This window comes from Hyphomonas atlantica corrig. (genome assembly GCF_017795365.1).
GTDB lineage: Bacteria > Pseudomonadota > Alphaproteobacteria > Caulobacterales > Hyphomonadaceae > Hyphomonas > Hyphomonas atlantica.
Map to the genome: position 1 here is coordinate 1,195,649 of NZ_CP051254.1, position 23,625 is coordinate 1,219,273.

General features: G+C 57.4%; 18 protein-coding genes. 14 read left to right on the plus strand and 4 right to left on the minus strand.

Annotated elements, in window-relative coordinates; translation table 11 throughout:
* Positions 1-93 precede the first annotated feature (93 nt).
* The 4 genes from HF931_RS06070 (at position 94) to HF931_RS06085 (ending at position 4,184) form a co-directional block, all read left to right on the plus strand.
* Positions 94-1,398 carry a glycosyltransferase family 2 protein gene (locus tag HF931_RS06070; RefSeq protein WP_273242448.1) on the plus strand — a complete coding sequence of 435 codons (1,305 nt, stop codon included), beginning with the start codon at positions 94-96 and terminating at the stop codon, positions 1,396-1,398.
* Between the two features lie 111 nt (positions 1,399-1,509).
* Positions 1,510-2,724 carry an acyl-CoA dehydrogenase family protein gene (locus tag HF931_RS06075; RefSeq protein WP_035547432.1) on the plus strand — a complete coding sequence of 405 codons (1,215 nt, stop codon included), beginning with the start codon at positions 1,510-1,512 and terminating at the stop codon, positions 2,722-2,724.
* 3 nt (positions 2,725-2,727) lie between these two features.
* On the plus strand, positions 2,728-3,051 hold the full coding sequence (locus tag HF931_RS06080; protein ID WP_035547429.1) for a hypothetical protein: 324 nt from the start codon (positions 2,728-2,730) through the stop codon (positions 3,049-3,051).
* Positions 3,048-4,184 carry an acyl-CoA dehydrogenase family protein gene (locus HF931_RS06085; RefSeq protein ID WP_273242451.1) on the plus strand — a complete coding sequence of 379 codons (1,137 nt, stop codon included), beginning with the start codon at positions 3,048-3,050 and terminating at the stop codon, positions 4,182-4,184. The genes HF931_RS06080 and HF931_RS06085 overlap by 4 nt, the downstream gene beginning before the upstream one ends.
* An 82-nt stretch (positions 4,185-4,266) precedes the next feature.
* On the opposite strand, the gene HF931_RS06090 is transcribed toward HF931_RS06085, so the two are convergent.
* Positions 4,267-4,695 (minus strand): DUF2853 family protein, encoded by a 429-nt coding sequence (locus HF931_RS06090; protein ID WP_081805978.1) that lies wholly within the window; start codon positions 4,693-4,695, stop codon positions 4,267-4,269.
* Between the two features lie 283 nt (positions 4,696-4,978).
* Between HF931_RS06090 and HF931_RS06095 the strand changes: the two genes are divergently transcribed.
* The 8 genes from HF931_RS06095 to HF931_RS06130 all read left to right on the plus strand — a co-directional run bounded on the left by HF931_RS06095 (position 4,979) and on the right by HF931_RS06130 (position 14,669).
* Positions 4,979-6,568: an FMN-binding glutamate synthase family protein gene (locus HF931_RS06095; RefSeq protein ID WP_273242453.1), complete on the plus strand. Its 1,590-nt coding sequence runs from the start codon at positions 4,979-4,981 to the stop codon at positions 6,566-6,568.
* A 176-nt stretch (positions 6,569-6,744) separates the two neighbouring features.
* Positions 6,745-8,139 (plus strand): alpha,alpha-trehalose-phosphate synthase (UDP-forming), encoded by a 1,395-nt coding sequence (locus HF931_RS06100; RefSeq protein ID WP_273012155.1) that lies wholly within the window; start codon positions 6,745-6,747, stop codon positions 8,137-8,139.
* Positions 8,136-8,870, plus strand: coding sequence for a trehalose-phosphatase (gene otsB / locus HF931_RS06105; protein ID WP_273012738.1), 735 nt, complete (start codon positions 8,136-8,138; stop codon positions 8,868-8,870). Before HF931_RS06100 ends, otsB begins: the two co-directional genes overlap by 4 nt.
* Complete coding sequence (locus HF931_RS06110; RefSeq protein ID WP_273242455.1) at positions 8,867-10,633, plus strand: glycoside hydrolase family 15 protein; 1,767 nt, start codon at positions 8,867-8,869, stop codon at positions 10,631-10,633. The genes otsB and HF931_RS06110 overlap by 4 nt, the downstream gene beginning before the upstream one ends.
* Positions 10,634-10,723: 90 nt before the next feature.
* Positions 10,724-12,154 carry a circularly permuted type 2 ATP-grasp protein gene (locus tag HF931_RS06115; RefSeq protein ID WP_273242457.1) on the plus strand — a complete coding sequence of 477 codons (1,431 nt, stop codon included), beginning with the start codon at positions 10,724-10,726 and terminating at the stop codon, positions 12,152-12,154.
* 3 nt (positions 12,155-12,157) lie between these two features.
* Positions 12,158-13,099: an alpha-E domain-containing protein gene (locus HF931_RS06120; RefSeq protein WP_035547409.1), complete on the plus strand. Its 942-nt coding sequence runs from the start codon at positions 12,158-12,160 to the stop codon at positions 13,097-13,099.
* Between the two features lie 4 nt (positions 13,100-13,103).
* A complete protein-coding gene (locus tag HF931_RS06125; protein ID WP_035547405.1) occupies positions 13,104-13,904 on the plus strand; it encodes a transglutaminase family protein in 801 nt (266 codons plus the stop codon).
* Positions 13,905-13,937: 33 nt separating this feature from the next.
* On the plus strand, positions 13,938-14,669 hold the full coding sequence (locus HF931_RS06130; RefSeq protein WP_273242459.1) for a proteasome-type protease: 732 nt from the start codon (positions 13,938-13,940) through the stop codon (positions 14,667-14,669).
* On the opposite strand, the gene HF931_RS06135 is transcribed toward HF931_RS06130, so the two are convergent.
* Genes HF931_RS06135 through HF931_RS06145 form a run of 3 tightly spaced genes read right to left on the minus strand, consistent with a single transcriptional unit; the run spans position 14,670 to position 17,678 of the window.
* Positions 14,670-15,629, minus strand: a complete 960-nt coding sequence (locus HF931_RS06135) for an alpha-L-glutamate ligase-like protein (protein ID WP_035547400.1) — start codon at positions 15,627-15,629, stop codon at positions 14,670-14,672.
* Positions 15,626-17,158, minus strand: coding sequence for a UUP1 family membrane protein (locus tag HF931_RS06140; RefSeq protein ID WP_035547398.1), 1,533 nt, complete (start codon positions 17,156-17,158; stop codon positions 15,626-15,628). The genes HF931_RS06135 and HF931_RS06140 overlap by 4 nt, the downstream gene beginning before the upstream one ends.
* Positions 17,151-17,678 (minus strand): ATP-dependent zinc protease family protein, encoded by a 528-nt coding sequence (locus HF931_RS06145; RefSeq protein ID WP_035547395.1) that lies wholly within the window; start codon positions 17,676-17,678, stop codon positions 17,151-17,153. Before HF931_RS06145 ends, HF931_RS06140 begins: the two co-directional genes overlap by 8 nt.
* Positions 17,679-18,150: 472 nt before the next feature.
* Between HF931_RS06145 and HF931_RS06150 the strand changes: the two genes are divergently transcribed.
* Both HF931_RS06150 and HF931_RS06155 read left to right on the plus strand, forming a co-directional pair.
* Positions 18,151-19,668 (plus strand): PfaD family polyunsaturated fatty acid/polyketide biosynthesis protein, encoded by a 1,518-nt coding sequence (locus tag HF931_RS06150; RefSeq protein WP_273242462.1) that lies wholly within the window; start codon positions 18,151-18,153, stop codon positions 19,666-19,668.
* Between the two features lie 27 nt (positions 19,669-19,695).
* The gene (locus HF931_RS06155) at positions 19,696-23,610 is read left to right on the plus strand and encodes a beta-ketoacyl synthase N-terminal-like domain-containing protein (protein WP_273242464.1); all 3,915 of its coding nucleotides are present in this window, start codon (positions 19,696-19,698) and stop codon (positions 23,608-23,610) included.
* The last annotated feature ends 15 nt before the right edge of the window (positions 23,611-23,625 follow it).

A 23,625-nucleotide genomic window follows, 5' to 3' on the forward strand; every position in this document is an offset into this window, starting at 1 on the left:
CCGCTGCATCTGTTTGATAATCTTGCTGAACCGAAGCCCGACCCGCGATTGGCGGAGGATGCGGCCGAGGCCTTCCCAGCAAGATTTCTTGGCATGTCTGCCAAGACCGGTATGGCCACTGATCAGGCCAAACTGCTTCGACATTTGTTGGCAGTGTCCGGAGTTTGCGGACTTGTTGCGCCTGGTTGGTTGCTATCGATTTTTGGAGCCGTGGGGATTGGCGTATTCGCGTTGATGATTCTGTACCGGCTCGGCCTGGTCCTGTTCGGCCCGAGTTCCGTTCATCTTCTGACCAATCCCGCATCGTTGTCGTTGCTCCTGCCGACCTACACCATCCTGATTGCTCTCAAGGACGAGGCGGCATGCATGCCGCAATTGGCAAACAGTCTGATGTCGTTGGAATATCCACGGCGCCTGCTGGATGTGAAGCTTCTTTTGGAGGAGGGGGATCATGATACGAAAAACGCAATTCATGAGCAGATATGGCCCGAGGGAACTGAGCTTGTTGTGCTGCCGCGCGGTCAGCCGCAGACGAAACCGCGTGCGTTGAACTACGGACTGGCGCGGGCCAGGGGAGCATTTGTCACGGTCTATGATGCGGAGGATCGTCCGAACCCCGGTCAGCTGATGGAGGCGGCCCGCCGGTTCGCCTGGGACCCGCAGCTTGCTTGTGTGCAGGCGCCACTATCGGGCAATGTGCGTGGCGGCGGCTGGTTGTCGCGCCATTGGGCACTCGAATACGCAATCCAATTCAACCGCATGATGCCGGCGCTGGCCCGGTTGCGCATGCCGATCCCACTTGGCGGAACCAGCAATCATTTTCGCAAGGCGGCACTTCAGGCGGTTGGCGGCTGGGACGCCTGGAATGTGACCGAAGACGCCGATCTCGGACTGCGTTTCGCAAGATTGGGGAAGAAGGTTGATGTTATTGCGCCGCCGACTGTCGAAACCCCACCTCAACAGCTCGATGTATGGGTCGGTCAGCGATCCCGCTGGTTGAAGGGGTTCATCCAGACCTGGCTCGTTCTGATGCGGTATCCATCCACGGCCATAAAGGAGATGGGCGTTCTGGGGTTCATCTCGATGCAATTGACCCTTGGCGCATCTATCTTGTCGGCACTTGTCCATCTGCCCTGGCTTGTCTGGTGCGCGGTTTGCCTCTTGGTGCCGGACGCAAGTATAGGGTCGATCAGCTTGGGCATGTTGGCAGCGTCCTATGCTGTTGGCGTGATCGCGGCGCTGACTGTACCGACGTCTTCTTTTGCGGTCCGGCTGCGGGATATCCTGACTATCCCTTTTTACTGGCCTCTTCAGTACTTCGCTATGATGCGCGCGCTTTACAGCCTGTCGCGGCGACCGCATTTTTGGGTGAAGACGCCACACGATATGGACGCCTGACGGAGCCGGGAACAGCGCCCCCGCATTTTCTAACGCAAGGTCAATGCTTGGCGGTCCTTCGGCTTGGGCATACAGTCGATGCACGATCTGTTGCCCCCAGAGGAGTCCGATATGGCGTATGATGAATCAGTCGACCTAGAGCAGTTTCGCGCTGAAACGCGCGAATGGCTTGAAGAAAATTGCCCCCCTTCGATGCGTACGCCCATGAAGGATGACGAGATTGTCTGGGGTGGAAAACGCGAAAAGTTCAAGAACCCTGAAGCCAAGGTCTGGCTGGAGCGGATGGGTGAAAAAGGTTGGACCGCGCCGGAGTGGCCAGCAAAGTATGGCGGCGGCGGCCTCAGCCGTGAGCAGAACCGCGTGCTGCAGGAAGAGCTGCGCCGCATCAAGGCGCGGCCTGCCTTGTTCTCTTTCGGGCTCTGGATGTTCGGCCCGGCGCTTCTGGAATTTGGAAATGAAGAACAGAAACTGCGCTTCATCCCGGATATCGTGAAGGGCAAGACACGCTGGTGTCAGGGCTATTCCGAGCCGGGCGCGGGGTCTGATCTGGCAGACTTGCAGACGCGTTGCGAAGACAAGGGCGATCATTACCTGATCAATGGTCAGAAAGTCTGGACCTCTTACGCTGACAAGGCTGACTGGATTTTCTGTCTGGTGCGGACCGATACGAGCACCAAGCATGAAGGGATCAGCTTCATCCTGTTCGACATGGAGAGCGAAGGCGTTGAAGCGCGTCCAATTCTGCTGATTTCCGGCGAGAGCCCATTTTGCGAAACATTCTTCACGGATGTGAAAGTGCCGAAAGACCAATTGGTCGGCGAAGTGAATGGTGGCTGGCAGATCGCCAAACGCTTGCTGCAATTCGAGCGCTCGTCCATTTCTGCCGGAGGCTTTGGCGGCACAGGTGGCTCTGGCATTCTGGGGCCGGAAGAATACGCCAAGATGCACATTGGCACCGACAGTGAAGGTCGCCTGATAGATGGTGACCTCCGTGGGCGGATCACTGACCACAAGATGTATGCCAAGGCATTCAACCTGACTGTTCAACGCCAGGCGGAACAAGCCAAAGCGGGCCAGCAAGTTGGCCATACAGCATCCATTCTGAAGTATGGTGCTGCGAAGATGAACCAGGACCGGCATGAGCTACTCGTTGAGGCGCTCGGCACGGAAGGGCTTGGCTGGGAAGGCGAGGGCTTTGATCCGGCAGCCAAGAAGGTCACGCGCCAATGGCTGCGCTCAAAAGGTAACTCGATCGAGGGCGGTACGAGTGAGATCAATCTGAACGTGATCTCCAAACGCGTGCTGGGCCTCAAGGACCACAAGTAACCCATGTCGTCCACGCAGATCATCCTTCTGTTTCTCGGCACACCGTTCATGGCCGGAGTCCTGGCTCCGTTCTTCCGTGGGCGTTGGCTGGTGCAGTCGGCTGTGTGGATGTTCGCGCTGCTGTCCACGCTTGCCGCACTTTATGTGTGGGCGGGTATGGAGGCGGCGCGCCTCGAATTGACAAGCATCAGGCTGGCACTCGCTGCCAGCGCTCTCTGGAGTACGGCCGGGCTGGCCGGACTGCTGGTTGGGCGCGAAGCGGAAAACGTGCGGCGTGTTGCAAAGAACACCAGGGACAAACGCAAGGCTTCGGAGATATTCAGATGACATTCCTTTTGACGGAAGACCAGGAAATGCTGCGGGATACCGCAATGGCATTTGCGCGCGATGAACTGCCAGTGACGCGCCTGCGCAAATTGCGTGATAGTGGGGCAAACGGTGTGGACCCGGACACACGCCAGAAGCTGGCCGAACTTGGCTTCTTTGGTGTGATTATTTCGGATGAGCCAGGCGGTGAGCATTTCGGGCTTGTCGGCCTGGGTCAGATCCTGGAAGCGCAGGGGCGGACTCTGGCTGCCACACCCGTGCTTCAAACCGCATTGATCGCGGCCAGTGCGTTACAGTTGGGTGGCAGTGCGGAACAACAGGCTGAATGGCTGCCAAAGATTGCTGGCGGAGACGCGACATTTGCGCTGGCGCTTGACGAAACCGCGCACTTCAATCCACTCGGTGTTGCAACGGAAGCTGAGCGTAATGGTCAGGGCTACACGCTGAATGGCATGAAGCGTTTCGTTGCCGATGCGCATCATGCTGACATGCTGATCGTGGTGGCCCGCACTTATGGCGAGGCGGGCGATAGGCACGGACTGACGCTGTTCCTTGTGCCAGCCGATGCCAAAGGCGTGTCAGTTCAGACGCTGAACTCCGTCGATTCGCATGGCGCGGCTCATATCACGCTGGAAGATGTGATCGTTCCGGACAGTGCAATCATTGGCGCGGTGGATAAAGGCGCGGATGTGCTGGAGCCAGTTCTTGATCGGGCGGCCATTGGACAGGCGGCAGAAATGCTTGGCAGTGCGCAAGCGGCATTCGATATGACGCTGGAATACCTGAACAGCCGCAAACAGTTCGGCCAGTTGATTGGATCGTTCCAGGCTCTGCAGCACCGCGCCGCAAAGATGTTCACTGAATTGGAGCTGACACGCTCTTGCGTGGCAGCTGCGCTTGCTGCCGTTGATGAGGGCAAGGAGAATGTCGCCGAACTTGCAAGTCTCGCAAAAGCGAAGGCAAGCGAACTGGTGCATCTGGTGTCCAATGAGTGCGTGCAGATGCATGGCGGTATCGGCATGACGGATGATGCTGATCCGGGCCTCTACATGAAACGTGCTCGTGTGCAGGAAGCCATGTTCGGATCTGCCAGCTGGCACCGGGATCGCTACGCGCGCCTTGCAGGCTACTAGCGGTTCGGAAACACTGAATGAAAAAAAGCCGGGAAGGTCTGATCCTTCCCGGCTTTACTTTTATCTCGCAAGAGACGCTGGCTTAGCCCTTCAGGACCGATCCCTTCTTCAGGGCTTTGGCAATCAGGTAGTACATGACTGGACGATGTTTTGCGCGAACGGACTTTCCGTACTTCGCAACGGCGTCGGCAATGGCTGCGTCTGCTTTCGCATCGTCAGTTACACCAAGCTTCTTTGCAATGAAGCCTTTCTTGATGCGGGCCAGTTCTTCCTTGTCGGACGCAGCGACTGTCGCAGAGTCGGCCTTGTAGATTGTTGGCCCACAAGCTTTCACGGCGGCATTCAGAAGATCCATGTCGGAGCGTTTTTCACCAACCTTGTCTTTCAGGTCCGTGACATACTTCTCCATCAGCACTTCTTTCGGAGAAGGTGCCTTGGCGGCTTTTGTTGCAGTTGGTGCAGCGGCTTTCTTCGGCGCCGCGGCTTTCTTGGCTTTGGTTGCTTTTGCCATGGGAGTTTCTCCTCAATGGGCCCGACGAACGGGCGTGTTTGAATTTACGCAGCTCACAATACGAATCAGTTTGAAACGTGAATTGGACACTGAACTGTTTTTCCACAGCCTGCCAACCCCTTTTCGGTAGTGAAACGATTCTCAGCAACATGAAGTATACGGACAAAATGGCAGTTGGGTTGCTGATTGCACGTTTCGTTCAGGGCGTGAACTACATTGATTGACCTGTGCGGATTGGGAGTACACATCTTGAGTGCAAACCAGACATGAGATGAGGGCTGACATGTTCCGATACTTGCCGTGGATCACTATCGTACTCCTGCTTGTCGGGTGTCTTGTGTTTTGGAGACTGCAGCCATGGCTGCTGTACGCAGCTGCCGTGCTTGCACTATTTGCGCTGACTGGCCTGTATGACGTCTTCCAGCGCAAGCACAGTCTTTGGCGAAACTATCCATTGGTGGCGCGGATCCGTTGGGTGGCGGAGGAGCTTCATCCCTTTCTGCGTGCCTACATTGTCGAGAGCGAAACAGAAGGTCGTCCATTTAATCTGGAAGATCGGGCGATGGTGTACCGCCGAGCAAAGAATGTATCTTCGGTGGAGCCGTTTGGCAGTCATCTGGATATGGACAAGCCGCCCTATGAATGGCTGGCGCACTCTATCGCCGCACAACATCCCACCGAGAGCGACCCGCGCGTGATGGTGGGCGCGCCTGGCACGTCCCAGCCTTATTCGACAAGTGTCTTCAATATCTCCGCCATGAGTTTCGGGTCTCTGGGAGCGCACGCTATCTCAGCCCTTTCAAAAGGCGCCGCACTTGGGGGGTTCTATCACGACACGGGGGAAGGGGGTGTCTCGCGCTATCACCGACAGGGAGGCGGTGACTTGGTCTGGGAGCTTGGGTCTGGCTATTTCGGGTGTCGCGCATCTGATGGAAGCTTTGATGCTGCCAAGTTCGCCGAAACTTCCGCAGACCCCCAAATCAAGATGATCGAGGTGAAGCTGAGCCAGGGTGCCAAGCCAGGGCATGGCGGCGTGTTGCCGGGCGAGAAGGTGACTGCGGAAATCGCAGAAGCGCGTGGCATTGAAATCGGGCAGACTTGCATCTCTCCGCCTTCGCATTCTTCTTTCTCGACGCCCATCGAGATGCTGGAGTTTGTTGCCAGATTGCGTGATCTGTCAGGTGGCAAGCCTGTTGGTATCAAGTTCGTAGTCGGCAACCGGTGGGAAACCCTGGCGATCTGCAAGGCGATGCTGGAAACAGGTCTGCGCGTTGACTTCATGGTTGTTGACGGCGGCGAAGGTGGGACCGGCGCTGCGCCTGCGGAGTTTCTAGACCATGTTGGCACCCCCTTGCGTCAGGCACTCGTTCTTACGCGTAACGCCTTGGTTGGAACGGGGCTGAAGGATGAGGTTCGCCTTGCATGTTCGGGCAAGCAGATCAGCGCGTTCTCAATGGCCTCGTCTCTGGCACTTGGCGCAGATTGGGTGAACACAGCGCGTGGCTTCATGTTTGCGCTTGGCTGTATCCAGTCCCTCAATTGTCATAACAATACGTGCCCGACGGGCATTGCGACATCGAACATGTCACGCCAGCGTGGCTTGGTCGTCGAAGACAAGGCGATCCGCGTCAGGAATTTTCATCACAATACGGTAAAGGCGCTGATGGAAGTCGTCGGTGCCGCAGGGTGCGCGCATCCTTCTGAGCTGACGCCTCGCCATGTGATGCACAGGGTCACTGAAGACATCTCCTACACCGCCGAACGAGCCTACCAGCTGATCTCCAACAGGCAATTGCTGGATGCGCCTGATGAGACCCAATTGGCTGAGGAATGGCGCATGGCACAGGCGGCAAGTTTCCACCCAGCAATTTAGCGGGAATACGAGAAGGGGGCGGCCGCATCACAGCTTCACCGGAACCAGCCCTGTTTCATCCGGTTCTGTGCTAGTGCATAGAAAGCGGGCAGCATGATGGTTTCCGCATCCAGTCTTTGGCCGCGCGCTTTGGTCATGGCTGGACGCGGGTTAGACCAAGTGGGACAGGATGGGCAATGACTGAAATTGAGACGCCAAAGCGTAGTCGACTGATAGCGATTTCGAACAGGACCGCTGCGGGGCAGGAAAGCCGCGCCGGTGGGCTCGCTGTGGCCTTGTGGGACTCGCTTGCCGATACACGAGGACTCTGGATCGGCTGGAGCGGTCGCATTCTGGACTTTCCCAGCAATCGCGCCCGCAAATCCAGCGAGGATGGGGTGGAGTTTGCCCTGACGGACTATTCCCGCGATCAGTTCGATGGGTTTTACCTGGGCTATTCGAACAGCGTGCTGTGGCCAGTGATGCACAATCGCATCGATCTTGCCGTCTTCGATTCTTCGTTCTTTCGCTATTATGTGGAGATCAACGAGAAATTTTCCGACATTGTGCGACGTCAGGCGACAGAGGACGATTTGATCTGGGTGCACGATTACCACTTCCTGCTTTTGGGCGGTATATTGCGGGAAGAAGGATGGACAGGACGCTGCGGTTTCTTCCTGCATATTCCATTCCCCTCTCCAGAAGTCTTTCGCGCTATTCCGGAGCATCGCAAGCTTGCGAAAGGCCTGTGCGCTTATGATGTTGTCGGCCTGCAATGCCGGAAAGATCTGGCCAATCTGGCGCAGTATCTGGAAGAGGAATTCGGCGCCGAGGAACAGCCAGATGGCAAGTTCCTGGTTGAAGGTCGTATTGTGCATTTGCTGCATTGTCCGATCGGCATCGACAGCAAGTCATTCGCGCAGACAGCGCAGGACGAACCAGCAACGCGCGCCGCAAGCCGCCTGTCCCGGTTTCTTGGAGAGCGGGATCTGGTCATCGGTGTCGACCGAATGGATTACTCCAAGGGATTGCCACAGCGTTTCGAAGGCATGGCGGATCTGTTCGACAGATATCCCGAGTTGCACGGCAAGATCTCGTTCACGCAGATCGCGCCACCATCGCGCTCCGTTGTAGAAGAATATGCGCAGCTTCGCGAACAGCTGGATGCCCTGTCCGGGCGCATCAATGGAGACTATGGTGATCTCGACTGGATGCCGATCAGGTATCTCGCTCGCGGATATGATCGCGAGGAGATTGCCGGTCTATATAGACTTGCCACGGCGTGCCTTGTGACGCCTTTGCAGGATGGTATGAATTTGGTCGCCAAGGAGTTTGTCGCCGCGCAAGACCCTGAAGACCCCGGCGTGTTGATCTTGTCTCAGTTTGCCGGCGCAGCGGAGCAAATGAAGGAGGCTTTGATTATCAATCCTTACGACAGTTCGGCGATCGCCGAAGCCGTTAAGCAGGCGATTGAAATGCCGCGCGAGGAACGGCGGGAACGCTGGCAAAAGCTCTACGACAACATTTCCGAACAAGACATCGGCTGGTGGCGAAGCCGCTTCATGACCGCCTTCGAGCAGGTTCCGGCATGAGCCAGCCGGACGTCTCTCCTCCAAGGCTGGAAAATACGGTCGCATTGTTCCTCGATTTTGACGGCACATTGTCGCCGCTTCAGGATGATCCGGATGCCGTATTTCTGGCGCCGGGCATGGATGATGTGTTGATTCAGTTATCAGAGAAGCTGAATGGTGCGCTCGCCATCCTGTCTGGACGCGACCTGACGGATCTGTCCAAGCGCGTCCCGAATGCCTTGTGGCGTTTTGGAAATCATGGTCTCCGTTCCGCCGCTCCGGGAGAGAGGATGGCGGACACGGTGACGGACGCTCCTGATGGGCTCATCTGTCGGTTTCAATCTGTGATCAGCGCTTTTGACGGGGTGCGCCTGGAGAAGAAAGGGCCTGTTCTGGCTGTGCACTATCGCGCTGCGCCCGACAAGGGTGAGCAGTTGGCCTTGCAGTTGGAAAGCGCTCTTGCAGAGTATTCCGACTACGCGCTGCAATCCGGAAAGATGGTGCTTGAGGCGAAGCCGAGCGGGGCGAATAAGGGTGTCTGCCTTGAGAAGGCGATGCAGGCACCTCCCTTCGAGGGGCGGGTTCCCATTATGATTGGGGACGACAAGACAGATGAAGACGCCATTCTTGTCGCCAATCGTCTGGGTGGATGGTCTGTCAAAGTTGGAGAAGGGGCCAGCGCTGCAGAGTATCGGCTGACGTCCCATAAGGATGTCGAAAATTACCTGAAAGAGATGTTGGGAGATTTATGAGCCTGGATCTTGGAGTTGTCGGAAACGGGACTGTTGCCGGCCTGATCAATTCGCGCGGAGACTATGAATGGTTCTGCCTTCCGCGATTTGATGGTGAGCCTGTGTTCAACAAGCTGTTGGGTGGCGGCGGAACGTTCACCGTCTGGATGGAGGGCTTGACCAAGCGCTCCCAGACCTATGATCGCAACACGGCTATACTGCGCACGCGAATGGAGGCTGAAGACGGAGCAATTCTCGAGATTGTCGACTTTGCTCCGCGCTTTCAGCATAAGGGGCGCACTTTTCGGCCCGCGAGCCTGGTCCGGCGTTTCGAGGTAATCTCGGGCGCGCCGCAGCTGAAGATTTCCCTCACACCGGAAACGGATTGGGGCGGACGCCGCTTGAAGCCAATTCGAGGTGTCAATCATGTGCGCTTCGTCGATGAGGAATTGTCATTCCGGGTGACGACTGATGCGCCGGTTTCCTACATTCTGACAGAAACCAGCTTTATTCTGGATAAGGATGTGACCTTTATTCTGGGGGCTGATGAATCCCTGACGGATTCTCCTGGCGTCATTGCCCGTGATTGGGAAGAACGTACGCGCCAATACTGGGCGAAATGGGCGCGAAGCCTCGCCATTCCATTTGAGTGGCAGGATGAAGTTATCCGCGCTGCCATAACGCTCAAGCTGTGCGTGTTTGAGGAAACAGGCGGAATTGTTGCCGCGTTGACAACGTCCGTTCCTGAGCATGAAGGGTCTTCCCGCAACTGGGACTATCGCTTCTGCTGGATTCGTGATGCGTACTTTACTGTGACCGCGCTTAACCGACTGTCCGGAATGGGTACTTTGGAACATTATATGAGATGGGTGAGGAATATTGTTGCCCATTCGAAGGGTGGACATATTCAGCCTGTTTACGGAATCGGCCTTGAAGCGGACCTCACGGAAGACCTCGCGCCTCACTTGCCGGGATTCAGGGACTCAGGTCCGGTCCGGCGTGGCAACCAGGCTGCGGAGCACATTCAGCACGATGTGTACGGTCAGGTTGTATTGGGCGTTGCACAATCTTTCTTCGACCACAGACTGCTCGCTCAGCCCGGTATTGCGGAGTTCGAACAATTGGAGCCGGTGGGCGAACGGGCGTTTGCCGTTTACGACACACCGGATGCAGGCATCTGGGAATTCCGAACCATCGCTCATGTGCATACATCTTCCGCGATCATGTGCTGGGCCGCCTGTGATCGCCTCTCGCTGATCGCTGACAGGCTCGGACTTGAAAGTCGCGCTGCCTATTGGAGAGAGCGCGCAGACATAATTCATGCGACCATTTTGGACAAAGCCTGGAATGATGACGTCAAAGCTTTCACGGCCGCGTTCGGCGGTACGGATCTGGACGCGTCAGTCCTGCTGATGGCGGAGATCGGATTCCTGCCCGCAACGGACGAGCGCTATGTCGCCACAGTCGATGCAGTGGACCGGGATTTGCGCATGGGCGATCATGTGTACCGTTACAAGGTTGAGGACGATTTCGGGAAACCGAAGACCGCTTTTACGGCCTGCACGTTCTGGTTCATTGACGCGCTGTATCGCGTCGGCCGAGTCGAAGAGGCACGGCGCATGTTTGAGACTGTACTGGCCACCCGCAACCATCTGGGCCTCTTGTCTGAAGACGTGGATACGGAGACCGGTAAACTCTGGGGGAACTTCCCACAAACCTATTGCATGGTCGGAATCATCAATTCTGCGGCACTGCTGAGCAAGCCTTGGGCAGCAGTCACATAAACCTGCACAGTTTTAGCGAACTCGGTTCGATGCTGAGCGGCCGGAACTGAGTTTGTTGAACTGATTCAGCGACTGTGCGTTGCTGAAATCATGGGTGAGAGTGACGACGTCTTTGATGAAATGCATGGCTTCGGGGAAGCGGTACGGTCGCCGTACGCCCGCTATTCCTCCTGGTTTGAAGGCGCGACGCCGTCTGCACTGCTGAAGAAATCGCGGGAAGCGCGCACCTTTTTCCGTCGCACCGGCATTACGTTCAATGTTTACGGTGATGTTGAAGCCGATGAACGGCTGATTCCGTTTGATCTGGTGCCGCGTATTATTGGGGCCAGTGAGTGGGCTTTGCTGGTTCGCGGCATTGAACAGCGGGTCCGCGCTATCAATGCATTTCTTTACGACATCTATCATCGACAGGAGATCATTCGCGCGGGCCGTTTGCCCGAACACTTGATCCGCGAGAATGATGCATTCCTGCCCAAGATGATCGGTTTCGATCCGCCGGGCGGGATCTACACGCACATAGTTGGCATAGATCTTGTCAGAACAGGACCAAACGAATTCTTCGTGCTTGAGGATAATGCGCGGACACCATCTGGCGTTTCCTACATGCTGGAAAACCGGGAAACGATGTTGAAAATGTTTCCCGAGCTATTCGCGCAAGTGCCTGTGCAGCGTGTCTCCGGGTATCCTATGGCCCTTCGCCGATCCCTGGAAAGGTCCGCGCCGAAATCGTTAGCCGACAGGCCCACTGTGGCCGTACTGACGCCCGGCATTCACAACTCGGCTTACTTTGAGCACGCTTTCCTTGCCGACCAGATGGGTGTCGAACTTGTTGAAGGCCACGATCTGCGCGTGGTGGACGGGCGGGTCGCGATGCGGACGACGCAAGGTTACGAGCCAATTGACGTACTCTATCGCCGCGTGGATGATGACTTTCTGGATCCCTTGAATTTCAGACCGGACTCCATGCTGGGTGTCGCTGGAATATTCGACGTCTACCGCGCAGGCGGGATCACCATTGCGAACGCGCCGGGTACGGGCATTTCGGATGACAAGGCGATCTACTCCTACATGCCGGAAATCGTCGAGTTCTATACAGGGCAGGCGCCGCTCCTGAAGAACGTTCCAACCTGGCGATGTGCTGAACCGGATGCGCTGGCCTATGTGCTGGAGTATCTGGAAGAATTGGTGGTGAAGGAAGTGCACGGATCAGGCGGCTATGGCATGTTGGTCGGGCCAGCCGCAAGCAAGCGAGAGATCGCAGCTTTCCGAAGAAAGCTGACTGCGAAGCCAGCGAACTATATCGCGCAGCCCACGCTTGCGCTGTCCACGGTACCTATCCTGACCAAGGCCGGATTGTCGCCCCGCCATGTAGATTTGCGTCCTTTCGTTCTGGTGTCGCCAGACGGTGTTGATGTGACGCCTGGAGGTCTGACACGGGTGGCCATGAAAAAGGGTTCGCTCGTTGTCAATTCGAGCCAGGGTGGTGGCACCAAGGACACCTGGGTTTTGAAGGAAGGCTAGGAGATGCTCGGACGCACTGCATCTGGTCTGTTCTGGATGGCCCGCCTTCTGGAGCGCGCCGAGAACACAAGTCGCCTTGTGGAGGCTGGTTTCCGCATGGCGCTGACCCGGTCGCAGCCAGGGGAAGAGGAGTGGCGATCTGTTCTGGTTACGGCCGGTTGCCATGACACCTATCGTGCGCGACATGATATGATTGATGGGGCCAAGGTGGCAGACTTTGCGCTCCGTGACCGATCAAACCCCTCCAGTGTTTTGTCGACCCTTCACGCCGCCCGGGAAAATGCCCGTATGACCCGCACCGCCCTGACGCGGGAAATGTGGGAGGCGATCAATGATTTCTGGATGACGTTGAGAGATGCGCTCAAGCGGCCCCCCTCGGAAACTGATTTGCCTGAAATCCTCACCATGATCCGGCAGCAAGGTGCGCAAGTTCGCGGCGCGACAACCGGCACGATGCTTCGCAACGACATCTATAATTTCGTCATTCTCGGCATCATGTGCGAACGAGCCGACAACACGGCGCGTATCCTTGATACCAAGTACTATGTCCTCCTGCCGACCAGTGCGTCTGTCGGCTCTCCCCTCGACAATGTTCAGTGGGAGATGATCTTGCGGTCTGCCTCTGCGCAGCGTTCATTTCATTGGCTGAATGGCGGCAGTGTTACGCCGCGCTCCATCGCTGACTTTCTTGTTTTTGACACGCGCATGCCGCGCTCTCTGGCCTATTGCTACCAGACGATCACGCATGAGCTCGACTGTCTGTTTCGGCAGTACGGCCAACGCGTCATGGCCCACGATCTGGCAACGTCTCTGGAAGCAAGTCTGGCCGCGACGAATGTAGACAGCGTGTTTGATAGCGGCCTGCATGAGTTCCTGACGGACTTTCTCGGTCGCAACGCTGCATTATCAACCCAGATCGAACGAGACTACAGGTTTGCGGAGTGATGGGATGAGGCTGACAGTAGATCACACATCGACCTACACCTATGAGACAGGCGTATCGTACGCTCTCCAACAGGTTCGTAAACGTCCTGTCAGTTTGCCCTCGCAATCGATCCTGTCATGGGATCTGTCTATTGATGGGGCGCGTCTGGAGACCAGCTACACAGATCATCACGGGAATCTTGTCGACCTGGTCCAGGTGGATCCAGACGCTTCGAGCGTGACCGTCAGCGTGAAAGGTGAGGTGGAAACGCACGACATGTCCGGCATGATGGGCGGGCATCGTCAGCTTGTACCGCTTTGGCTCTACAAGCGTCCGACAGGATTGACGGCACCTGCAAAAGGATTGCGGGCGCTTGCGGGAAAGTTCGGTAGCAACACCGCACAGGATGTGGGCGTGCTGCATGAGGTAATGGCCGAAATTGCCACTCATGTGGCTTATCAAACCAACGAAACCGATTCCGAGACCACAGCTGAAGAAGCGCTGCAGAAGGGCCAAGGGGTGTGTCAGGATCATGCGCACATTTTCATCTCAGTTGCGCGGCTTTTGGGGTTTCCGACGCGATATGTCAGCGGCTATCTGATGATGACAGACCGCATTGATCAGGACGCGGGTCATGCGTGGGCGGAGGCGTGGGTGGATGGCCTCGGATGGACAGGGTTCGATGTGTCCAATGGCATCTGCCCAGACGCGCGCTACATCCAGGTTGCGACCGGCTTGGACTATCGGGACGCTGCGCCGATCCGCGGCATGGTGTACGGGGCAGGCGCTGAAAACCTGGTAGTATCCATTCAAGTGCAGCAGTAGATTGCGAGAGCTTTCGTATCGGAGAATCACCCAGTGACGTATTGCGTTGCGCTTCGGTTGGACCGGGGACTTATCTTCATGTCGGATACTCGCACAAATGCGGGCATCGACAATATTTCGAAATTTCAGAAGATGTTCACCTGGGAGAAGCCGGGTAGCCGCGTGATCACCATCATGACGGCTGGCAACCTTGCGACAACACAAGCCGTCATCAGCCTGCTTGATGAGCGACTGAAAGCACCGGAAGAACGTAATCCCAGCATCATGGCGGCGGATACCATGTTCCAGGTCGCTAAATTGGTGGGCGACACGCTGAAAGAGGTGATCCGCACGCAAGGGGATGGCGGCCCGGAATCGGAGGCAGCCTTTGGCGCGACGCTTATCGTGGGTGGTCAGATCGCTGGCATGGAGCCAAGGTTGTTCCTTGTATACCCTGAAGGGAACTTCATCGAAGCGAGTGACGAGACCCCTTTCTTCCAGATCGGGGAAACCAAATATGGTCGTCCAATCATTTTGAGGGCTTTCAGTCCCGACATGACATTCGAAGAGGCCGTGAAGCTGCTATACGTCTCGTTCGACTCGACGCTGAAGGCCAATCTGTCCGTGGGTATGCCGCTCGACCTGCAAACCATTGAGTTGGATACCTGCAAGGTCGGCCAGAAGCGGCGGGTCGAGGAGAACGATCCTTACTTCTCGACGATCTCTTCGAAATGGGGCGACGCATTGAAGCTCGCCTTCAATTCATTGCCTGACTACGAATTCTGATCAGATCGGTTCGGGCACATGGCTTCGGTACAGCTTGCGGGCAAGCTCTACCCGACCGAGTGCATCCAATCCTTCGGTATCTGCTTCCAGTGTCGCCTTGAGTAGTGGGCGAATGCCGATCCGGTTCGCAATCTGAATGGCGAGCCCCGGCCGTGCATTCAGCTCCAGAAGAAGCGGTCCCTTTGTCTTGTCCAGAACAATGTCTGCGCCGAGATAACCGAGCCCCGTCACATCGTACGCCTTCGAGGCCATTTCCAGCATCGTGTCCCAATGCGGAACCGAAAAATTACGCAGCGGGTTCGCGGTATCAGGATGTATGTCTGTGGTCTTGCCGTTCTGCATACCGCTCAGCGTCTTGCCTGTGACCAGATCCAGTCCAACGCCCACGCCACCCTTGTGCAGGTTCGCTTTGCCATCCGACTCTGCGGTTGGCAGGCGCACCATCGCAACGGCAGGAATACCGCGAACGACAATGATGCGGATGTCTGGCACACCGCCGAATGAGATCGGATTGAAGATTTCGTCGAATTTCACCCGATACTCGAACATGGCCACGTCCGGCTGGCCGCTGAGGCTATACATGCCAGACAGGATATTGTTCACGTGGAAGCGGATGTCTTCCAGCAAGGCGCGCTGGCCGTTCGACCGGCGCCAACCGCCCCGCATCGGCTCCATCAAGACCTGGATCCCGTTCCCCTGAGAGCCGTTGGCAGGCTTGATCACCACACCATCAGGCTTGTCCAGATAAGACTCCAGATGGCGCATATGGAACGGGTTGGCGATTACGCCATAAAGCTCCGGCGTGGGGATGTTTGCCGCGTTGGCGAGACGTTTGGTCTCGCGCTTGTCGTCTACCAGACGGATCAGTCGTCGTGGGTTGAGCTCATTCACGAGGCGGACATTGCGCTCGTTGATGCCGAGCAGCCCAGCCTTCCGCAAAGCCCGATACCGTCCGATCATTTGCGTGTGTCCAACTCGCGGAAGCGGATCAGTTCACTGAGGCGCAATCCGGTGTATTTACCCATCAGCAGGCAGATCGCCATGATCACGAGAAGCAGTTCAGGGAAGTTGAACATCAGATACTCGACATGCGTGTTGGTCATGACGAGGTAAGACGCCGCAGCGACCATCAGGCTGCCGATGCCCTGCTTGATGGCTTCGGTGGCCGAGTATTCTTCCCAGGCAATCGACATGCGCTCGATCGTCATCGTCAGAATGACCATTGGGAACAGCGATATTGAAAGGCCGATGCGCTGGCCGCTATTGTTCATGATCTGCGCGATAACGGCCATACAGATAACAATAAACACGACAACGGTCGCCAATCGTGGAACCAGCAGCAACTTCAACTTTTCCAGATAGAAACGCACGGCGAGTCCCAGCGCGATGAGCGCCGTGAACAGGATGACTCCGTTGACGAGCGCCGTTTCGCGGAACGCAATCCCGATCAGGACAGGCATGAATGTGCCGAGGGTCTGGAGGCCAATGAACTGGCGGAGGAAGACCAACATCAGAATGCCCACCGGAATGGTCACCAGAACCTGATAGACAAGTTGCGTGGTGATAGGCAGGCGATTGAACGAGAACCATTGCATCGCCGAGCCTTCGTCCTTGGCGACACGTTGCACCACATCCGCGACAGCGGCATTGACGGGCTGGATGCTGACTTGCAGGTCGAGATCGGAGATGCCTTCCGCCCGGATGAAATCCTTGGTGCCATGCCAGATCGTGAAGAATTCCTGCGGATCCGGACCTGGGAAGTAACGGCGGTCAACGCCATCCGCATGATATTCGAGCCAATGCCGGATTTCCGCCCGGCGGCGCGCAGAATCCAAGAATACGCCATTCGCCACGCGGGCAGGGATACCCTGACTGGTCAAGACATCGCGGGCAAGCGCAAGGCGTGCGATTGGGCGTGGCAGGGCTGGCGATAGCAGGGCGTCGACTTCATCGACATCCCCGTCCACGAAGATCTCTTCCAGAACGAGATCTGCGAGAGACTCGTCATCGGCTGAGCGCCGGCGCAAGTCCGTGGACCATACGAGGAAAGCCTGTCGCTCAAGGTCGTTTTCTGCCTCAGGCGCGGCGCGGCGCAGTTTTCGGCGCATGTCGTCGGGAAGGGGGCTTTCAACGGTCTCGCCAAGCAGGCGCGCACGGTATCGAAGCACCTTCCGGTCATTCGGATACCGATACGTCCAGATGGCGGTCCGGCCCTCATCATTGCGGCCATTCAGCCTCAATCCGAAAGCACCATTGTAGAACTGTTCCTGCGATACGCGGCGATTTTCGCTGTTCGAGGGAACAAAGGTTTCCAGCCGAACTGGCTGGTTGCTCGTATCGAAGTCGAGATAGATCTCGAAATCCCAAGTTGTGGTCTGCAGGCCGGGGGTCAGCGGATAATCGTGCTGAAGCACTTTCGTCGCGAAGATGCCAAGGCCAATGGCGGCCAGAACCAGGGCAAGTAATCGGGTATGGGTAAAGCTATTCACGGTCTTCTGTTTCGCAGCTGCCAGGAGCAATGAACGTCGAGGCGGAATCGACAAGCACACGGGACGCCATGAATTCGCGTCCTACAAGGAAATCGTATTCGAATTCTTCCCGGTCAGCCAGATTGACTTCCGCCAGGCCGCTTACGCCGCCGATGCATAGCGGCAAGTGAATCACAGGGCGTCTTATGGTTCCGCCCTTTTTCAATTTGATAAGCGCGAAACGCCGAACATTCTGATCGTATCGGACGGTGCGCCCATTCTTGCCGACAAGCCGGAAGCGAACCCAGTCGTCCTTGCCGGACTTGTTGTAGATGTGAACATCGCGTGCAAACACCGAGCTGGAATCGGCACCCGTATCCAGCTTGCCTTTCATCTCAAGGCCAAGTTTTCCGACATATACGTTCTCGACATAGCCCATGGTTACCGGGTCGTCGGTCCGGTCGCTGCTGTCAGCGGAGGCTGACATTGCGGGCAATGACAGAAGGGCCATCGCGGCCACGATAGATCTGAAATACTTCACGTGAATTTGTCCCTTTGCCTTAATCGAGGCAGTCCTCTGCTCACCTACCATGCGAGCGGTGAAGGCGATAGCGTTCGGATCACTTCGGCGTCCCAATTGGGGACGTGGTACAGACTGATAAGTTCCCTGACGACGCCCATTTTTGCCTCAAAAACCTGATTTCGTGTCATTTCTATGGTGAATACGAGGATCGACTGTGGCCCCGGTCTTGCATGTCAATAAACTGCACCTTCTGCGTGTATCACCCCACAAAAATTAACCAAGAATAGAATTTTAAAAAAACTCTATTTCAGGTTGCGTTCTGTAATTGCTGCTATAGAATGAACGTCGGAGGGAGAGAGCTTCGGCTGTCTCGGAGACTGTAAGACGCTGGGGAGTGGTTCGGTTCGCAATCACAAATGCCGGGCGTCATGTTGACGTTGAGAATGGATCGAATCCCGAAGAATTCGGGGGTGATAGGCAGGAAGGCTTTATGGATCGGTCGGTGGATCAGATTCTGGACTGCGTTCGCGAGAATGTGGATGTGCATGTCCAGAATGGCGTGCTGGTTGCGAAGTCGGCAGATGCGCGATCTTTATCTCTACCTGCGATCTATCCGGAATGGCTGGGAGACGCGGCGTTTGCACAGGCGCATGGCGCTCGATTCAACTATGTCGTCGGCGAAATGGCACGGGGCATCGCCACGCCCAGGATGGTTATCGAAGCCGTTCGAGCAGGATGTGTCGGGTTCTATGGCAGCGCCGGACTGAAGCCCGACACGATCCAGGCGGGCATACAGGAAATCAAGGCAGGCATTGCGCAGGGGCAAACCTCTTGGGGTGCGAATCTGATTCATTCACCCCAACAGCCGGGCTACGAAGCAGAAGTCGTGGACTTGTTCCTGTCGATGGGCGTCAGGCGCGTTTCGGCGTCAGCCTATATGCGTTTGTCGCCAGAAGTCGTCCGATACACAGCGCTTGGCTTGTCGAGGGACGGACAAGGCGGCATCCGGCGCGCCAATCATGTTTTCGCGAAAGTATCGCGCGCTGAAGTCGCGCGGCAATTCATGCAGCCTGCGCCAGAGAAAATTCTGCGCGCGCTGGTATCAGAAAATCGCATATCGCCGGAGCAGGCCGAACTGGCGGCGCAGGTTCCTGTCGCACTCGACATAACGGCTGAGGCGGATAGCGGTGGTCACACCGACAACCGCGCCGCGGCGCCCTTGTTTTCATCGCTGTCTATTGCGCGTGATCAAGTAGCCGCGGAAACGGGTATCGATGCGAACATGATCCGTATCGGCCTGGGCGGCGGGATTGCCACACCGCACGGCGTAGCGGCGGCGTTCCAGATGGGCGCAGCCTATGTCCTGACCGGATCAATCAATCAGGCGGCCATCGAGTCGGGTTTGTCCGAACCTGCGCGACAATTGCTCGCCAAGGCTGGGCCAGCCGATGTCGGGATGGCTCCGGCAGCGGACATGTTCGAACAGGGCGTCGAGGTGCAGGTGCTGAAGCGCGGAACCTTGTTCGCCATGCGGGGGCGCAAACTGCACGCGCTCTACAAGGCGGGCTTGTCGTTCGAAACGATGACACAGAAGGATCGGGCCTGGCTGGAAGACGTATTGGGCGAGCCATTTGACGATGTCTGGCAGAAGACACGAGCCTTCATGCTGCAATCAAACCCGAAGGAAGCGGCGCGCGCTGAGGCGGATGGGAACAAGCGGCTGGCGCTCGCGGCGCGTCGCTATCTGTTCATGGGCGCACAATGGGCGCGTGAGGGTGTGGCCGACAAGGCCTCGGACTATCAGATCTGGTGCGGGCCAGCCCAGGGCGCATTCAATGAATGGGTTGCTGGCACATTTCTGGAGCCAATCGAGAACCGGACGGTTCGCCAGATCGCCCTGAATCTGATGGAAGGTGCGGCACGATTGACGCGAGCAGGGCAAATGCGCGCTGCAGGCATTGCTGTGCCGCCCACTGCGTTCTCCTGCACGCCAAAAAGGTTTCTCTGATATGATGTCTTACAAGGTCAGCAAGCCATGAGTTCAAAAGCCGCCACACCGATTGCCATTGTAGGCATGGGCGCGATCTTCCCGGGGCGCGGGGATGTGACCGGGTTCTGGCGTGATGTGTTCGAGGGACGCGACTTGCTGTCGGATGTGCCGTCCACGCATTGGCTGACCGAAGACTACTATGACACTGATCCGAGGACGAAGGACAAGACTTATGGCAGGCGGGGCGGGTTCATTGATCCTGTCGCTTTCGATCCGCTGACCTTCGGTATCCCTCCAAAGGCGATGGAGGGGACGGATACAGCACAGTTGCTGGCGCTGGTCGCGGCATATGCGACGCTTCAGGATATTGAGCGTGATAGCGAGGGTCGGATCGACAAATCTCGTACGAGCGTGGTCTTGGGTGTAGCGTCTGCTACCGAGTTGACGGCGCATATGGCAGGTCGTCTCCAACGGCCGGTCTGGGTCAATGCCATGCGCGAAGCCGGACTGCCGGAAAGTGAAGTCACTGCGCTCGCCGAGCGGATCGAAAGCCACTATGTCGAATGGCAGGAAGCGACATTTCCGGGACTGCTCGGAAACGTCGTAGCCGGACGGATTGCCAACAGGTTTGATCTTGGCGGCAGCAACATGGTCACTGACGCGGCATGTGCCTCAAGTCTTTCTGCACTGAGCATCGCGTTGCATGAACTGCGCTCGGGCGACAGCGACACGGTGCTGACTGGTGGCGTCGACGCGCTCAATGACATCCTGATGTATATGTGCTTTTCAAAAACGCCGGCCTTGTCGCCAACAGGTGACTGCCGGCCGTTCTCGAACGAAGCCGATGGCACCATGCTTGGTGAAGGGATCGGCATGCTGGCGCTGCGCCGCCTCGAAGATGCGGAACGCGATGGCAACACGATCCATGCGGTGATCCGGGGACTTGGCGGTGGATCAGATGGTAAAGGCACAGCCATTTATGCGCCGGTGCCAGAAGGGCAGGCGCGCGCCTTGAGGCGTGCCTATGAGCAAGCGGGGTACGGCCCGGAAGCCGTCGACCTGGTTGAAGGGCATGGCACCGGGACGAAAGCCGGTGACAAGGCTGAGCTGGACGGACTGCATCTGGTTTTCGGTGAGGTTGAGTCTGAAGCGCCTTGGTGCGCGCTTGGGTCCATCAAGTCCCAGATCGGACATACGAAGGCCGCCGCCGGCGCCGCCAGTCTTGTCAAAGTCGTGAATGCGCTCAGTCGTAAAATCCTTCCGCCTACAATCAAGATTGAAGAACCTGCGGAAGTCATCAAGGATAGCCCAGCCTTCTACCTGAACACCGAGGCTCGCCCCTGGATAGCGCCCAAAAAGCGCCCGCGCCGCGCGTCTGTCAGTTCATTCGGATTTGGCGGAAGCAATTTCCATGTGACGCTGGAGGAGTATCTCGGCAAGACAGCGGCGAAGCCTTATCGGGTGATGCCAGCTGAGCTCTTTTTGTTTAGTGCGGATTCGGGCAATGCGCTTGCCTCCGCGATTGAGGCCGCACCTGGTCAGCTAGACGAAGCCGGGCTGGCGTACGCCGCGTCGCAAACGCACGCTGCCTTCAGGGCTGACGCTCCGGCGCGCGCAGCAATCATTGCTGAGTCTCTGGCGGATCTGAAGTCAAAAACAGAAAGCCTGTCCCAGCAGATCAGGGCTGGCGAGATCGGTGTCCGTCCGTTCAAGGCTGATTGCGTTGCCTCGCTGGACGCGCCGTTGACTGGCAAAACTGCTTTCATGTTTTCTGGCCAGGGTAGTCAGTATGTCGGCATGGGTTCTGATCTGGCTATGGCCTTCCCTCTGGCGCGTGAGGCATGGGACAGGGCGGCCGGTCACAAACGTACCGGCAGGTTGCGGTTGGATCGACTGTCCTTTCCACCTGCCGCCTTTGATCAAGTCGACTTCGGCGCTCAAACGCAGACTCTGACAGAGATGCAGCATGCCCAGCCCGCCATCGCGGCGGTCGCACTCTCGCAATTGGGGCTGCTATCGCAGCTTGGCCTCAAAGCAGACATGGCCGCCGGGCACAGTTTCGGGGAAATCATGGCGTTGCACCTTGGTGGCGTAATGAATGCTGACACCGCGCTGACAGTTGCGGCGGAGCGCGGCGCCCTGATGGCGAAGGCAGCTGGCAACACCAAGGGCGCGATGCTTGCGGTTCAGACGGATGCAGAAGCGATCAAACCCGTGCTGCAAACAGTGGGTCAGGGCCTGGTGCTGGCCAATGATAATGGCCCGGACCAAGTCGTCCTCTCAGGCGCACAGGAGGCAGTTGAGGCGGCCAAGGCGGAATGCGACGCGCGAGGCCTTAAGGCGCGGATGCTTCCGGTGGCCACCGCCTTCCATTCCGAGATTGTCGCAGAGGCGGTGCCGCCTTTTGAAAAGCTGCTTGCTAAGCAGAAGCTCCGCGCGCCGAAGCTTGATGTCTATGCGAATGCCACCGCCCGGAAGTATGATGCGAAAGTCGCCGAATTGCCGGCATTCATCGCCGACCAGCTGATCCAGCCGGTGCGTTTCCGTGAGCAGGTTGAGGCCATGTATGCGGACGGAGCAAGGGTTTTCGTCGAAGTCGGTCCAGGCGGCGTCGTGACAGGTCTCGTCGGTCATATATTGGGTGATCGGCCTCATCTCGCCATTTCGCTGGACCACAAGCGGCGCAATGGGGTGAACCAGTTCTTGCTCGCGATTGCCACGTTGGGCGTAGCGGGAATTGAGCTCGACTATCCGGCGCTGTTTGCTGAACTTCCGCCACAACCGCCCAATCCAGCTCCGTCCAAGCATGCAGTGAAGATCACTGGCGGCAATTACAACAAGCCGTATCCGCCGGCCAAGGGCGCTGAGGGGCGCGCGACACCGAACCCCGAAAAGCCAGCGATGCCCACGAAATCCACCATGGCGGAATCATCCGCTCCTCCTTCGGTCCGGGCTGGGGTTTCACCACGTCCGGCTGCTCAAGACCTTCCAGAACAGACAGGCGCTTCCATGACCCAAGATCCGTCCGCACCGAGCCCGTATTTCGCTTCGGTACAAAGTTCCGCACCTGCAGCACCCGCTTCGACCACTGAGCGTATCATGCAGGAAGTTTCCCAACGCCACGCGGATTATATGGCAGCCATGTCGACGGCGCATTCGGCATTCCTGAATGTCGCGGTTCAACTTGCCGGACAAACGCCGAGCGAGCCGGCAAAGCCAGCCGCGTTGCCAGCGCCTGCTCCAGCACCGAAGCCGGCGCCCGTTGCTGCGCCATCTCCTGTCGTTCAGTCGCAAGCTAATGGGGCCTATCATGAGGACGCGCCCGAGCCAGCATCTGAACCCGAACCGGTTCCAAAAAGTGCTCCGGCGCCGAAACCTGCCAGTCCTGCGCCCGTGGCAGCGCCTGCAGTCACGCAGCCGGTACTGGGGGCAGATTCGGTTGGCCTGGTCCGCGCGATAATTGCAGAGAAGACGGGGTATCCGGAGGATATGCTTGAACCGGACATGGATCTGGAGGGCGAACTCGGCGTCGACTCGATCAAGCAGGTGGAGATTCTTTCTACGCTGAGAGAGCGCATGCCGGACCTCCCGGAAATCGACCCTGAACAGCTTGTTGAATTGCGCACGATTTCGGCAATTGCCGAAATGATTGATGCATCCGGCACGGGAGCGGCGGCCCCAGCTGCGGCGCCTGTGAGTGTGTCGGAGCCGGAAAGGGGCGCGGCCAATGGCGGCATTTCCGCCGATACAGTTCGGGCATTGATAGCGGAGAAGACCGGCTATCCGGAAGATATGCTGGAAGATGACATGGACCTTGAGGGCGAGCTTGGGGTCGATTCGATCAAGCAGGTGGAAATCTTGTCCGCCCTGCGCGATCAGCACCCGGAGCTGCCCGAAGTCGATCCAGAGGTTCTTGCCGACTTGCGCACGATCCGGGCGATCGCTGATTTTTTTGGGTAGGGGGCGGCGGAGCGC

Coding starts and splice junctions, on each gene's coding strand:
- HF931_RS06100 (WP_273012155.1), top strand. CDS start 6,745: ATGACTGAAATTGAGACGCCAAAGCGTAGTCGACTGATAGCGATTTCG.
- HF931_RS06150 (WP_273242462.1), top strand. CDS start 18,151: ATGGATCGGTCGGTGGATCAGATTCTGGACTGCGTTCGCGAGAATGTG.
- otsB (WP_273012738.1), top strand. CDS start 8,136: ATGAGCCAGCCGGACGTCTCTCCTCCAAGGCTGGAAAATACGGTCGCA.
- HF931_RS06070 (WP_273242448.1), top strand. CDS start 94: ATGTCTGCCAAGACCGGTATGGCCACTGATCAGGCCAAACTGCTTCGA.
- HF931_RS06090 (WP_081805978.1), bottom strand. CDS start 4,695: ATGGCAAAAGCAACCAAAGCCAAGAAAGCCGCGGCGCCGAAGAAAGCC.
- HF931_RS06115 (WP_273242457.1), top strand. CDS start 10,724: ATGGGTGAGAGTGACGACGTCTTTGATGAAATGCATGGCTTCGGGGAA.
- HF931_RS06135 (WP_035547400.1), bottom strand. CDS start 15,629: ATGATCGGACGGTATCGGGCTTTGCGGAAGGCTGGGCTGCTCGGCATC.
- HF931_RS06155 (WP_273242464.1), top strand. CDS start 19,696: ATGAGTTCAAAAGCCGCCACACCGATTGCCATTGTAGGCATGGGCGCG.
- HF931_RS06120 (WP_035547409.1), top strand. CDS start 12,158: ATGCTCGGACGCACTGCATCTGGTCTGTTCTGGATGGCCCGCCTTCTG.
- HF931_RS06080 (WP_035547429.1), top strand. CDS start 2,728: ATGTCGTCCACGCAGATCATCCTTCTGTTTCTCGGCACACCGTTCATG.
- HF931_RS06085 (WP_273242451.1), top strand. CDS start 3,048: ATGACATTCCTTTTGACGGAAGACCAGGAAATGCTGCGGGATACCGCA.
- HF931_RS06125 (WP_035547405.1), top strand. CDS start 13,104: ATGAGGCTGACAGTAGATCACACATCGACCTACACCTATGAGACAGGC.
- HF931_RS06095 (WP_273242453.1), top strand. CDS start 4,979: ATGTTCCGATACTTGCCGTGGATCACTATCGTACTCCTGCTTGTCGGG.
- HF931_RS06075 (WP_035547432.1), top strand. CDS start 1,510: ATGGCGTATGATGAATCAGTCGACCTAGAGCAGTTTCGCGCTGAAACG.
- HF931_RS06110 (WP_273242455.1), top strand. CDS start 8,867: ATGAGCCTGGATCTTGGAGTTGTCGGAAACGGGACTGTTGCCGGCCTG.